Origin of the sequence: Allobosea caraganae (assembly GCF_003351345.1) — a bacterium.
Taxonomy (GTDB): Bacteria; Pseudomonadota; Alphaproteobacteria; order Rhizobiales; family Beijerinckiaceae; genus Allobosea; species Allobosea caraganae.
This window is the reverse complement of the sequence record NZ_QQTO01000019.1, coordinates 331,370-344,137: the sequence shown is the minus strand read 5'-3', so window position 1 is coordinate 344,137 and position 12,768 is coordinate 331,370. Positions and strand designations below refer to the sequence as shown.

The following is a 12,768-nucleotide window of genomic DNA, read 5'->3' as shown; positions in this document are numbered from 1 at the left end:
AACATGTCTGAGCAGATGTCTCGCCGCGCCTTCCTGGCTGCCGTCGGCGCCAGTTGCGTCGCTTCGCACGCCGCGGCCCAAAACCCCGCCGCCTACCCGAACAAGCAGATACAGCTCATCGTGCCCTATCCCGCCGGCGGCGCGGTCGATCTGGCCGCACGCCTGGTGGCGGAAAAGCTGCGCCTCGACTTCGGCCAGCCGGTCGTCGTCGAGAACCGGCCCGGCGCCAACGGCATGGTCGGAGCGGCCGCCGTCGCACGCGCGCAGCCCGATGGCTACACCCTGCTGATGGCGCCGCGCGAGGTGTTCGGGATCAACCCGATCCTGATGCCGCAGCAGGCGATCGACGGAAAACGCGACTTCGCCTATGTCGGCATCGTCGCCACCGGGCCCTACGTCCTCGTCGTCAATCCCGGGCTTGGCATCAATGATTTCGGCGAGTTCGTCGCGCTCGCGAAGGGGCGTGAGCTCGCCTATGCCAGCTTCGGCAAGGGCAGCATGGCGCATCTCAACATCGAGGCGCTCGCGCGCAGGCTCGGGGTGAAGATGGTCCATGTGCCCTACCGAGGCGCCCCGCCCGCGGTGACGGCGGTGGCGACCGGTGAAGTGGCGCTGACGATCACGACCCCGCCGGCGGCGCTGTCGCTGATGCAGGACGGCAAGGTGAAGGCGCTCGCGGTCGGTGATCAGCGCCGGCTGCCCCAGATGGGCGGCGTGCCGACGATGGCGGAGCTCGGCATCGCGGATGATCCGTTGATCCCGAACTTCTTCGGTCTTGCCGCGCCGGCAGGAACCCCTGCGCCGATCGTCGAGCGATTGAACGTCGCCGCCGCACGGGCGATCGCCGCGCCCGACATCGCGGCCAAGCTCGAGGCCAGCGGGCTCGTTCCGTCCCCGGGCTCGCCATCGGACATGGCGCGTCTCGTCAACGAGGACGTCGAGCGGTTCGGCCGGTTGATCCGCGAACTGGACATCAAGGTCGGCGAGTAGCCTTCCATCGCGTGAGGCCGGCTATTTCGCGCCAACACCGGCCCCCTGCCCGCCGCCCTGAAGCCGACATTTAGGAAAGGGGCGCTCCAGGGACGGTCTCGCCCCTCCTCGGTGTTCCCAATGTCTGCTTCCCGGCAGGTCTTCACAGGGTCCGGACGGCCTTGCCAGCCGATCACTCCGCAGACGGCTTGGACGCTTCCTCGATTGCCTTGCCGAGCCGGTCAAGCTCGAGCGAGTAGCAGAACAAGGCGAACAACACCCAAATCACGACGAGGCCCCTGGTCAGGGCCTCCGCGATCGTCGGAAACGCCTCGAGTTCGGGGAGATGCCTGAAGAAGAGGGCGGAAAACAGCGCACCGCCGAAGAAGAAGCTGGTTCGGCTGGCAAATTGGACGACATGGCCGATGAACGCGCTGTGAAAAGGTGCCGTCACCGCGATCCAGCGGTATCTGACCCAGTAGGCACAATGCAGCACGAGGGTGCCGACTATGATCTGCACCTCAACGGATACGCTCACCTCCTGCGGTTCGCCCAGGCGCGCGATCAACTGTCGAAAAAGCGGGAAAACAACCCAGAACAGGAATGTTGCCGCTGCCGTCTGCACGATGAGAAGGCCGATGTAGACGGCATTTGTTTTCGTCACGGCTTCAGGGCGAAACATGGCGCGACGTGGTCCTGCGTTTCAATGGCGCATCCTTCAGCTGTCCTGGGTTTCTCCATGGAGTTCGTCGGGAATGCCGCGAAGAAGCAGGCCACCCCAGCCGGCAAGAATTGCGTGAAATGCAACCGTGGGCCAGAGCAGGCCGCCGGTCATCTTCAGGATCGCACCCGCGTACACGAGCAGAATTGATACGGCCGTGTTGTAGATCAGAATGCCAGTGAGCAACCCAAGGAGCGAGCGATTCAGCGCGTCTCCCCTCGCCATCCAGCTCGCGACGCCTATCGCAAGCAGCGCCGCACCGGCAATGCGGCCGACCAAAAGTGCCTCAGCCGCAGTGCTTTCCAGGCCAAGCAGGAGAGCGAATGGAATGGAAGGCAGAACGAGAAGCCCCAGGCCGATCGCCGCTTCGACTGACGCAACGACGACCAAGAATGACTTTCGCCTCGCGTACATATGGCTTTTCATCCTGGCATACCGATTCCTGGGCGGGTTCAGCGGCCGGCGATGATCTTGATCGGCGCACCCAGGATCATGACCGGCAGGCCGACGATCGCGCCGAGCGTGTCGCCAACGGCCGTTTGTGCTCCGGCGGCAGCGTCGGCTTTTGCGGCCACGCCCTTTTCGAGCACCGATGCGAGTTGCGGAGCGATCTCGGCGAGCTGGGCGAACTTGCCGTGATTGGACGAATCCGTGGCCTTCACATCGGTCATGTCGATCACCACGGCGCCGAGGGCCGCCAGCTCTTCGGTGTCGCCGTCGGCCCCGAGTCGCGATGTACCGCCGGCAATGAAGCTGGATGCGCGCAAGGCCTGATCGTCTTTGGACAACACGATGTAGAAGGGTTTGCGCGGCTTTCCGAAGCGTCGCATCTGCGACTTGAAGACATCGATATCGATATCGGGCGCCGCCAGGAAGATGGAGCCGAGCTTGCTCATCTGAGGCAGCTGGCCGGAGATCTTGATCTGCCGGAGCGCCTCGACCGTGACCCAGTTCCCCATCGAATGCGCGAGGATGTTGACCTGTTCGGCATCGCTCGCAAAGACTAGGCGAATAGTGCGTTCGAGATCGTCTCGGGCGGTGGTCGCGCTATTGGTATCGTAGACATATTGCGTCAGCTGGCCACGGGAGGCCCAGGTGAAGAGCACCGGCACGGCGGGCGCCTTGGAGTCGTGAACGACCTGGGCAAAGCGATAGAGCCCCTCGGCGAACATCGTGTTGTAGCCGTGGATGAAGATCAGCACCTTGCGGCTGCCGCGCGGCCGCGTCGCCAACTGGACGTTGAGCGACCTGACGAACTCCTTCTCACCGTCGAGATAGGTGGCCTGGCGGACGACGAAATCGGTCTTCGGGTTTCCGGGAGCCGTCGACGCCCATTCGATCTCGCCGGCCTTGTGCGTCGCCGGAACCGAGATCTCGATCTTGGCGTAGTCGAGCGGCTCTGCCCGCTCGCCATTGAACAACGTGCCCGGTCGATCGTCGCGCTTGCGCGTCGTCGCGACCAGGATGGTGTGGTCGGTGGCGCCGGCGTCCAATCCGGCAACGGGGCTAAGGAAGCCCGTTTCCGGCCGCGAGGCGCATGCCGCGGATAACAGCGCTGCAACGAGAGCGCCTGCTAGAGAGAATCTCGAACGCATCGTCCGTATACCCTTCACGCCAGACTGCGGCTGGCTCTGCTATCTTGGCACCCGCGCAAGCGATGAGCCTGAGGCTAGGTGCGTGTGGCGACATGATGAAGACAGCTTCGTGCCTCGGCGTCGAGTCGGCTCGGTCGAAGCTCATTCGGTTCAGCTTCGCCGATCAAGCGCAGCTCGGATTTCGTCAGCCAGTCCATCCACCAGTTCTCGATATTCGATGCAGCGCTCGTCTCGTACCGGCAAGGACGAGTGCTCCCAGCCGACCAAGGCCGTTTCCGCGTCGCGAAGGTCCGCGCACAGCGCGCGGAAGCCTTCATCCGTGGCGGCGAGTTCCTTGACGGCCCGGCCTCGGTCAGGAAACCGGGCGATCACTGCGAGCAGGCTCTGATCCATTGGCGGCCACGCCGGTTCGGGGATGCGGAAGCACTTGAGTTGATCAAGCATCGCTGGACAAGCCTCCGTGCGGGAGTAGGTTACGGTAAGCAACATGCCGGACGGGCATTTCCAGAACCGAGGGGTGCGTCGGAACCGGTCGATCGCCCCCTTCTTTGCGCGAACCTACCGTAAGCTACGTGCCCGACCTGCGCCGGCTCTGCTAACGTCAACCCGAGCCGCAAAATGCGCCGCGAACTGCCGGCATTCTGCCGGTCATCGACGGCCAGTAGGGAGCGACAATCATGAGGCATCTTCTCATTCTCGCCGGTCTGTTCGGTGGCCTGACCGCATTCGCTTCGACCGAAGCAAACGCCGTCGTTTGCGCTCGCGGTGTGGTGCGGGCCGGCTGCGCGTCCGCCAGTGGCGCGGTCGTCGTGCGTCGCCCGGTCGCCGTCGCTCCGAGGGCCGTGGTCGTCGCCCCAAGGCGGGCCGTCGTGGTCCGTCGACCGGTCGTCCGATAAGGTGAGCCGAGGCTGAGCCGGCGGTTGAGACCAGCCTCTAGATCGCCGTGCGTCCTATCGGACGCAAAGTGGCGACCTAGGCTTTTGTTATTGCATCGGATTTTCCCGAAAACCGGATTCCACTTTTCGGTCCGATGCTCTAGTCGCGGGGTTTGAGAAATCTGGCCGGAACCGGGAACCCCGCTTTGCGGGAGCCCTCGATCAGCACCGCCTGATCCTCCGGCCGGTAATTGCGCTTCGCCAGCTCAACGTCCACATGCTCGAAGAATGTCGGGCGCAGCCGGATGAATTCGTCGCGCGCCTGGGCGGCCTCGGAGACGAGGCCGCTCTCCGCATAGATGATTGCCGCAACGACATAAAAGAGCGGCAAGTTGCGTAGGTTCGCCTGCCGAATTTCCCGGGCGGCGCGATCAAAATCTTTCTGCATGTAGGCGCTGAGCGCCAGAACCGCCCGGTAGTAGTCTGAATTGCCCGGATTGAGTGCCAACGCGACTTCGATGAGCTCGGAGCCTCTCTTCCAGTCGCCCGCCATCGCGACGCGGCTTCCGAACTCGCCGCGCAGTTCGGCATCGTTGGGATTCAGCAGAATTGCCCGCTCGCCAACGCTCAACGCCTCTTTGGCCCTGCGGTCGAAGAACAGCGCCAGCATGAGCGATTGAAGAGCGCGAATGTTGTCCGGTTCAAGCGACACCGCCTTGCGGGCGGCATCGAGCGAGCGCGTGACGCCAGTCTCTGGCTGCGTGTTGAAGCCGAACCGATCCTCGTCGAGATAGACATGCGAAAGCATGGCCCAGGCGGTCGCAAAATGGGGCCATCGCGCCGTCGCCCGCTCGAGGCACGCACGAACGGTGGCATGCTGGGCCACGCTCAACTCGGCCCGGTATCCGTAGAAGCGCAACGTGCAGAGATAGGCTTCAAGATCGTCCGGCACGCGCCGCTGGGTGCTTGGCAAATCGGCCTGAAACACGATCCCGTAGGGCTGCGCGACGGCCCTTGCGACCTGTCGCGCGATCTCATCCTGAACGTTGATCAGGTCTCGCGTCGCGAAATCATCGCCAAATGTGTGTGACCACAAGACGGCTTGGGTCTTCGTTTCGATCGCGCGGGCCGTGACGCGAGATTGAGCCCCGGATATGCGAACGCTGCCTTGGATGACGTAGCCTACGCCCATTTCGTCCCGGATGCGGCCGATATCCAGCTCGGTTCCAAGGCTTCGCGAGGTTTCATGTCCAAGAACGGTCAGCTCCTTGAACGCGGAGAGCTGGTTTATGATCTCGTCCGCAAATCCCGCCGCATAGACCTTTCCCTCCGCCGTCTCGCTGGTGTCGCGGAAGGGCAGGACCAATAGTTTGGGCTTTTCCGGGGCGGACGGGCTCGCCGCGTTGTTCGCGGCAGATGGCCAGAGGAAGCTCGCCGCGAGATACATCCAGGGAACCAGCACGATCACGGCCAGTCCGAACATCAGGCGCGGCCGCCATCCGGAATGCCGAGCCCCTGCGTCGGCTAGCGCTGGAATCGGCTGCTGGGCCTGGGCATCATGCGGCTCGATCTCCACGGCGGGCAGGACGGCGACCCGTGTGAACACCGGGACATACCCGCCTTTTGGAATGTCGATCCGGATCGGGTCGCACTGTCCGGCAACGAGATAATAGCGTTCGAGGGCGCGGCGCAGCCGGCCTGCTTCGATTCGCACGACGGGATCGCTCTGGGCGTCGAAGGAAACGGCCCGGCCGAACACGTTGAGCGCTATGGAATAGCCCTTGATGCGATCCGCTCCCCCCGCGAGCGTCTCGTCGACGATGTACTGCAGGAACTTGCGTCCGCGTTCCGGAAGGGAGAATTCCTGGCTGGACAGGATCCTGTCGAGCTGCGCCAGAACCTCATTCGATGATGGCGGCGCTGCATCCGCGGCTTCCGCCGCGCGCGTGTCGGGCTTAGCGCTTGCCATTGCGTTTCCCGTCATCCCAGCTGCGGCCATGAGCGGAGGCCAAGTCCGACTGTTGCCTACCGTAAACTACTGTCAAGTTCCCGCCCAAGCAATGATGCTGGGAACGCGGCGGCAACTAAACGCGCCGCTTCACGATCATTTCGCCACGCAAGAATTGTGGCACCTCGGCTTGGGAAATCACGATGCGCAAACTTTTCGTCATCACTGCGCTTTCCCTGGGTTTCGCCACCGGCGCGCACGCTCAGGTTCCTCTGACCAACTACGCGGACGCCAACGGCTATATCGACGTCCAGAAGCTGACCTGCGCCCAGCTGGCCGGGACGTTCCAGGAGGACGCCGACTTTCTCGGGGTCTGGTACAGCGGCTGGTACAACGGCCTCGCCAAGAAGCACGCGATCAACATGCCGCGCGCCAAGGAGGGCGTCCATCAGGTGATCGTCCACTGCAAGGCCAACCCGGGCAAGAAGGTGATTCAGGCCATCGATTTCGTCCTGAAGGAAGAAAAGAAGAAGCGCTGACCTCTCAAGGTCGCCGATCATCTAGGGCCGGAGCAATTTCCTATGCGTATCATCGCTATCCTCTCATGTCTCGTCGCCGGCCTTCTCGCGAGCGAGCCGGCCTCGGCTCAGCTGAGACAGTTAGGTCCTCCGACTGGCACCGTCAGGATCGAGCAGCTCCAGGTCGCCTTCATCGGCTCGGGAGCCATCGGCGGCGGCACCCTGAAGTTTGGTCCCCGCTCCTATGGAATTACCGTCGGGGGCCTAGGGATCGGCGGCATCGGCGCCTCGCGCATGAGGGCAACGGGAACGGTCTATGGCCTGCGCAACGTCGATGACTTCGTAGGTGCCTATGTCCAGCTGCGCGAGGGCTGGGCGATCGGAGACGAAGGGAGAGGAAGGCTCTGGCTGCGGAACGCCAAGGGCGTAACCCTGCGCCTGAATACGCAGCGCCGGGGATTGCAGGTATCGCTCGGTGCCGACGGCGTGCTGATTGGCTTCAAACAATAGCCATGAGACCGACCTCGCCTTCGGTGCCTGGGTGACGGCACCAAGGCCAAACGAAACCACGGAGCGTCGGCGCGCAGCTGGGTCGTCCCCTGGCGCGAGAGCAGGACGCTCCTCGGCCCTTTCTGAAATAGAGCGCCCAGCCCCGGGGAGGCGATATGCGACGCATCGTTAGAGCGCGGCATGCCCGCCCCGTCATTTGGGGCGTCGTGGCGCTGGGAATGGGGCTGCTTGCGACGGCTGCCGGCGCCGCAGACCGACCGGCCGCGACCCCGGCGGCGCCAGCACCATCGCCCCAGCCCTCGGGCTGGCAGTTCCAGGCGACGGCCTATGGCTGGGCGACCGCGCTCACCGGCGAATCCAGGGTGCGCAACCTGCCTCCCGTCAGCATCGACATGAGCTTCGGCGACCTGCTGGAAAAGCTCAACGGCGCCGTGATGGGTTCGTTCCTCGCCAAGAACGACAACTGGATGATCCTGACGGATCTGATCTGGGCGCAGATTTCAGCCGATGCGCTGGTGAAGCTGCCGGGCGCAAGACGTCCGACGCTGGCAGCGCTTCTCCCCGGCACGCAGGTCGAGTTCAAGATGCGGCAGCTCATGGCGTCGGCCATCGCCGGCTATCGCCTGCCGCTCGCCAGCCGTGACTTCGACCTCTATGCTACCGCAGGAATTCGCTATCAGCGCATGACCGGCAAGATCGAGGCGACGCCCGGGCTGATCCCGGTTACGATCAGCAACAGCAGTGTCGAGCAGTGGGCGGACCCGATCATCGGTCTGGCGGCCACCTGGCGCATCAACGATCGCTGGTTCGTCAATGCCATTGCCGATGTCGGCGGCTTCGGCGTCGGATCGCGTTTCACGACGCAAGGCTTCGCCTCGATCGGCTATCGCTGGACGGAATCGATCTCCACGGCTTTCGGCTACCGGGCCATCTATACCGACTATCGCAAGGACGACTTCACCTACCGTGCCACTCAGCACGGCGTGTTTTCCAGCATCGCCTACCACTTCTGAACCTTCGTCGAGCAGGGCAACAGCATGATGGCCGGGCCAGAACCGAGTCCCCAAGGACGATGGCCCGCTTCGGGGCATGGCGTCTGGTGTTGGATTCGCCTTCTGGACGAACCCGCCGCCGGTCATCGCCGACATCGAAGGACATGGCCTCGGTTGGAGGTCATTTCTTGCGCCAAATTAGGGAGATGAACTTGAAGACGATCAAAGTCTCAACCGCGATAGGCGCTCTTATCCTCGGCGCTTCGCTCGGCTCGCCCTCGGCACTGTTTGCCCAGGATGCGGGAACGCTGGACCAGTCTTCGGCAGAGCGCCTGGCGCGGAAGCCGGGCTACTCCCCCTATGCCGGGCGCAACTTTCCGACGCGGCCGTTCTTCGGCGACACCCATCTGCACACGGCCTTCTCCATGGATGCCGGCGCGTTCGGCGCCCGTCTCGGGCCGAAGGAAGCCTACCGCTTCGCCCGTGGCGAGGAGATCACGGCGTCGGCCGGCGAGCGGGCCAAGCTGTCGCGTCCGCTGGACTTCCTCGTCGTAGCCGATCACTCCGACGGGATGGGCTTCTTTCCGCTGCTTGTGGGCGGCGACCCGGTGATCATGGCGAGCCAGCAAGGCAAGAAATGGCATGACATGATCTTCGCCGGCCAGGGCGCGGCGGCCGCGATGGACATCGTCGAGAGTTTCGGCAAGGGCGCGATCGACAAGGAGATCATGCCGCTGCCCGGAACGCGCACCTTCCAATCGGCGTGGCAGCAGACGATCAAGGCGGCCGAGGAGGCCAACGAGCCCGGCCGCTTCACGGCCTTCATCGGCTACGAGTGGACCTCCAACACGGGCGGCAACAACCTGCACCGCAACGTCATCTTCCGCGACAATGCCGCGCGCGCCAGCCAGGTCGAGCCCTATACGACGCAGGCGCCGCTTGGCAGCGACAATCCCCGCGATCTCTGGAAGTGGATGGCCGGCTACGAGGCGAAGACCGGCGGCAGCGTCCTGGCGATCGCTCATAACGGCAACCTCAGCAACGGCCGGATGTTTCCGCTGATCGAGTCCTTCACCGGCAAGCCGGTGGACAAGGAATATGTCGAGCAGCGCGCCAAGTGGGAGCGCCTCTATGAGGCGACCCAGACGAAGGGTGACGGCGAAGCCCACCCCTTCCTGTCGCCCAACGACGAATTCGCCGACTTCGAGACCTGGGACAAGGCGAACCTCGACGGCAGCGTCGCCAAGACCAAGGACATGCTCGAATTCGAATATGCCCGCTCTGCGCTGAAGAACGGCCTTCTGCTGGAGCAGCAACTCGGCACGAACCCCTACAAATTCGGCCTGGTCGGTAGTTCCGACGCCCATACCGGGCTCTCGGCGATGGAAGAGGACAACTTCTTCGGCAAGACGACGCCGCAGGAGCCGAGCCCCGAACGCATGATAAAGACCTTCATCTCCAACCCGCAGACGGGCGTGAAGGTCATGGACTGGGAGGTCTCGTCCTCGGGCTACGCCGCCGTCTGGGCCACGGACAACACGCGCGAGGCGCTCTGGGACGCGATGCAGCGCAAGGAGACCTATGCGACCACCGGCCCGCGCATGGCGGTGCGGTTCTTCGGCGGCTGGGAGTTTGCGGAAGCCGACGCCCGGGAGCGGCTGCCGGCCTATGTCGGGTACAGCAAGGGCGTGCCGATGGGCGGCGACCTGAAGACGGCCCCGGCCGGCAAGTCCCCAACCTTCCTGGTTGCCGCGCTCAAGGACGTGATCGGCGCCAACCTGGACCGCATCCAGATCATCAAGGGCTGGCTCGGCAAGGACGGGAAGCCGCAGGAGAAGGTCTACGACGTCGTCTGGTCGGGAGACCGCAAGCCGGGTCCCGACGGCAAGGTGCCTTCGGTCGGCAGCACCGTCGATATCCAGAACGCCACCTGGACGAACACGATCGGCGCATCCGAACTGATCGCCACATGGAAGGACCCGGATTTCGACGCCGGCCTGCGCGCCTTCTACTATGTCCGCGTTCTCGAAATCCCCACACCGCGCTGGACCGCCTATGACGCCAAGCGCTTCGGCACCAAGCCGCTGCCGGGCACGCGGATGACCATTACCGAGCGCGCCTACACCTCGCCGATCTGGTACACGCCATGACGTCCCGGCGCCGCGCCCGACATCTGCTTCCGGCGATCGCTCTGGTCGCCGGGACGACGCTCGCGTCAGCCTGCGGCTTCGAGGATCCCAAGGGGGCCGATGCGGCGCGCGGCGCGCTCAACTGGGTCTACCCCGAGTCCCTCCATGTGACATCGGCGGTCTGGCGGGCCCAGCTTGAGGGCACCATCCTGCGCGACGAGCGGCCGGAGGCGGCCAGAGCCCTGCTGGGCTATCGCAAGGCGGCGGCCGATCTCGCCAGGCTGCGCGACAGGCTCGTTGTGGCGATGGACGGCGAGTCCATGCCGAGCTTTTCCATCCTGCTGATCGGGCCGATGCTCTGGACCCGGTTTGCGCCCGCGCAGGGCGGGGTGAGCATGGTCACGCATGTCGACGGACCGCAGACATCCGACACCGTCGTCGTGACCGACGAACCCGTCGTCGCCGCGCTGGCCTCAGGATGGATCACACCGCTCGCCGCACGGCAGAAAGGCTTGCTGCGGCTCTATGGTCCTCTGGAGGGGCAAGGCCGGATTTCCGCCCGGCTCGATCGTCTGCCTGCGCCGCTGACGGCCATGGCGCGGCCGCGATGACGCAACGCAACCTCATGAAGCGAGCTCTGCGATGATCGGACGTCTGCTCAAGGAACCGCTGGTCCATTTCCTGGTCCTCGCGCTGGGGATTTTCGCGCTCTACGGCGCTCTCAACCGGAGCGACGAGCCAAACTCCGACGAGATCGTCGTGACCGGGGCCAAGATCGAACAGCTTGCCGGCCTCTTCGCCAAGACAAGGCAGCGCCCGCCTACCGCCAGCGAGGTCAAGGGCCTGGTCGACGACCATGTGAAGGAGGAGATGCTCTACCGCGAGGCGCTCGCGCTCGGGCTCGACAAGGACGACACGGTGATCCGCCGTCGCCTGCGCCTGAAGATGGAGTTTCTGAGCCAGGCGCAGGCTGAAACCACGACGCCGAGCGAGGCGGATTTGGAGGCCTTTTTCAAGGCCAACCCCGATCGGTTCCGGATCGATCCGACGCTGGCCTTTCGGCAGGTCTTCTTGAGCCCGGAGCGCCGCGGCGAAGCGATCGAGCAGGACGTCGCGTCCGTGCTCGAAGTTCTGCGCGCGAAGCCCGATACCGATCCCGCGACCTTGGGCGACCCGAGCATTCTGCCGCCCGAATTGTCGCCGACGCGCAAGACCTCGATCGGCCAGATTTTTGGCGCGGACTTCGCCGACGCCTTGGCTCGGACGCCGCCCGGCGCATGGGCCGGACCCGTGAAGTCGAGCTTCGGACTCCATGTCGTTCATGTCGGCGAAAGCCAGGCGGGCCGGCCGGCAACGCTCGTCGAGGTTCGCGACAGCGTCGCGCAGGAATGGACGAACGAGCGGCGTCAGCAAGCCGAGGAGGCGCAACTCGCCGGGCTGTTGAAGCGCTATCGGGTGAGGATCGAGACGCAAGCGGATAACGCAGCCCCAACGGGGCGAAGCCCGTGATCCGCCTGCTCACTGCTCTGGTCTGCCTTTGGCACATGCTGTCGGCCGCGCCGTCGGCGGCCCATGAACTGCGCCCGGCCTATCTCGACATCCGCGAAACGGCGACCGGCGACTTTGCCATCGTCTGGAAGACGCCGGCGCTGGGCGAGATGAGGCTCGGGCTCTATGTCCGCTTGCCGGAAACCTGCAGTCCGAAGGGAGAGGCGATCAACTCCCTCGAGGCGGGCGGCTATTTCGAGCGCTGGACGGCACGCTGCCCTGGCGGCCTGAAAGGCCGCACCCTGACGATCGACGGCCTGCGCACGAGCCTGACCGACGTGCTGGTGCGCCTGGCCAATGCCGATGGCTCGACGCAGGTCGCGCGCCTGACCCCGGAGACGCCAAGCCTTGCCGTCACGGCGTCGCAGACCACGTTCGAGGTCGCGAAAACCTATTTCATGCTCGGCGTCGAACATATCCTGATCGGCTTCGACCATCTGATGTTCGTGCTGGCGCTGATGCTCCTCATCCGCGACCGCTGGATGCTGCTGACGACCATCACGGCCTTTACGCTAGCCCACAGCATCACGCTGGCGGGCGCGGCACTCGGTTATCTCAGCCTGCCGCAGAAGCCGGTGGAGGCGGCGATCGCGCTCAGCATCGCCTTCGTCGCCAGCGAGCTTGCCCGGTCCAGGCCGGGCCAGCGGCGCACGTCGGAGAGCTATCCCTGGCTCGTGGCCTTCGCCTTCGGTCTGCTGCACGGATTTGGCTTTGCCGGCGCCCTGAAGGAGATCGGCCTGCCGCAGACCGATGTGCCGCTGGCCCTGCTGACCTTCAATCTCGGCGTCGAGGCGGGGCAATTGCTGTTCGTCGCGGCCGTTCTCCTGGCGATCAAGGCAGTGACCGCAATGGTGCGTATCCCGCTACAGCCTGTCCGCCATGCTACGACATACCTGATCGGCACGATGTCGATGTTCTGGCTGGTCACGAGGATCGAAAGCTTCTGGAGCTGAGCGACTGGCG

Annotated in this window: 13 protein-coding genes; 8 read left to right on the top strand and 5 right to left on the bottom strand. The window is 64.6% G+C overall.

What is annotated here, in order from left to right; all coding sequences use genetic code 11:
- Positions 1 to 3 precede the first annotated feature (3 nt).
- Positions 4 to 990 carry a Bug family tripartite tricarboxylate transporter substrate binding protein gene (locus DWF00_RS09740; RefSeq protein ID WP_114827394.1) on the top strand — a complete coding sequence of 329 codons (987 nt, stop codon included), beginning with the start codon at positions 4 to 6 and terminating at the stop codon, positions 988 to 990.
- A 172-nt stretch (positions 991 to 1,162) separates the two neighbouring features.
- Here the strand turns inward: DWF00_RS09740 and DWF00_RS09735 are convergent, their stop codons facing one another.
- The 5 genes from DWF00_RS09735 to DWF00_RS09710 form a co-directional block, all read right to left on the bottom strand.
- On the bottom strand, positions 1,163 to 1,651 hold the full coding sequence (locus DWF00_RS09735) for a hypothetical protein (protein WP_114827393.1): 489 nt from the start codon (positions 1,649 to 1,651) through the stop codon (positions 1,163 to 1,165).
- A gap of 36 nt (positions 1,652 to 1,687) precedes the next feature.
- Positions 1,688 to 2,080, bottom strand: coding sequence for a hypothetical protein (locus tag DWF00_RS09730; protein ID WP_147283625.1), 393 nt, complete (start codon positions 2,078 to 2,080; stop codon positions 1,688 to 1,690).
- Positions 2,081 to 2,142: 62 nt separating this feature from the next.
- Complete coding sequence (locus DWF00_RS09725; RefSeq protein WP_245973821.1) at positions 2,143 to 3,183, bottom strand: alpha/beta hydrolase; 1,041 nt, start codon at positions 3,181 to 3,183, stop codon at positions 2,143 to 2,145.
- Positions 3,184 to 3,435: 252 nt separating this feature from the next.
- Positions 3,436 to 3,729, bottom strand: a complete 294-nt coding sequence (locus DWF00_RS09720) for a hypothetical protein (protein ID WP_245973820.1) — start codon at positions 3,727 to 3,729, stop codon at positions 3,436 to 3,438.
- A gap of 591 nt (positions 3,730 to 4,320) precedes the next feature.
- Positions 4,321 to 6,129, bottom strand: a complete 1,809-nt coding sequence (locus tag DWF00_RS09710; protein WP_114827389.1) for an adenylate cyclase — start codon at positions 6,127 to 6,129, stop codon at positions 4,321 to 4,323.
- A gap of 182 nt (positions 6,130 to 6,311) precedes the next feature.
- Here DWF00_RS09710 and DWF00_RS09705 point away from each other — a divergent pair, with 182 nt between their 5' ends.
- The 7 genes from DWF00_RS09705 to DWF00_RS09675 all read left to right on the top strand — a co-directional run bounded on the left by DWF00_RS09705 (position 6,312) and on the right by DWF00_RS09675 (position 12,758).
- A complete protein-coding gene (locus DWF00_RS09705; RefSeq protein ID WP_114827388.1) occupies positions 6,312 to 6,647 on the top strand; it encodes an HdeA/HdeB family chaperone in 336 nt (111 codons plus the stop codon).
- A gap of 42 nt (positions 6,648 to 6,689) precedes the next feature.
- Complete coding sequence (locus DWF00_RS09700; protein ID WP_114827387.1) at positions 6,690 to 7,136, top strand: hypothetical protein; 447 nt, start codon at positions 6,690 to 6,692, stop codon at positions 7,134 to 7,136.
- Positions 7,137 to 7,291: 155 nt separating this feature from the next.
- Positions 7,292 to 8,149, top strand: coding sequence for a hypothetical protein (locus DWF00_RS09695; RefSeq protein WP_147283624.1), 858 nt, complete (start codon positions 7,292 to 7,294; stop codon positions 8,147 to 8,149).
- Positions 8,150 to 8,334: 185 nt separating this feature from the next.
- Positions 8,335 to 10,278, top strand: coding sequence for a DUF3604 domain-containing protein (locus DWF00_RS09690; RefSeq protein WP_114827385.1), 1,944 nt, complete (start codon positions 8,335 to 8,337; stop codon positions 10,276 to 10,278).
- Positions 10,275 to 10,868, top strand: coding sequence for a hypothetical protein (locus DWF00_RS09685; RefSeq protein ID WP_114827384.1), 594 nt, complete (start codon positions 10,275 to 10,277; stop codon positions 10,866 to 10,868). The genes DWF00_RS09690 and DWF00_RS09685 overlap by 4 nt, the downstream gene beginning before the upstream one ends.
- Positions 10,869 to 10,899: 31 nt before the next feature.
- Positions 10,900 to 11,766, top strand: coding sequence for a peptidyl-prolyl cis-trans isomerase (locus DWF00_RS09680; protein ID WP_114827383.1), 867 nt, complete (start codon positions 10,900 to 10,902; stop codon positions 11,764 to 11,766).
- Positions 11,763 to 12,758 (top strand): HupE/UreJ family protein, encoded by a 996-nt coding sequence (locus DWF00_RS09675; protein ID WP_425453080.1) that lies wholly within the window; start codon positions 11,763 to 11,765, stop codon positions 12,756 to 12,758. The genes DWF00_RS09680 and DWF00_RS09675 overlap by 4 nt, the downstream gene beginning before the upstream one ends.
- The last annotated feature ends 10 nt before the right edge of the window (positions 12,759 to 12,768 follow it).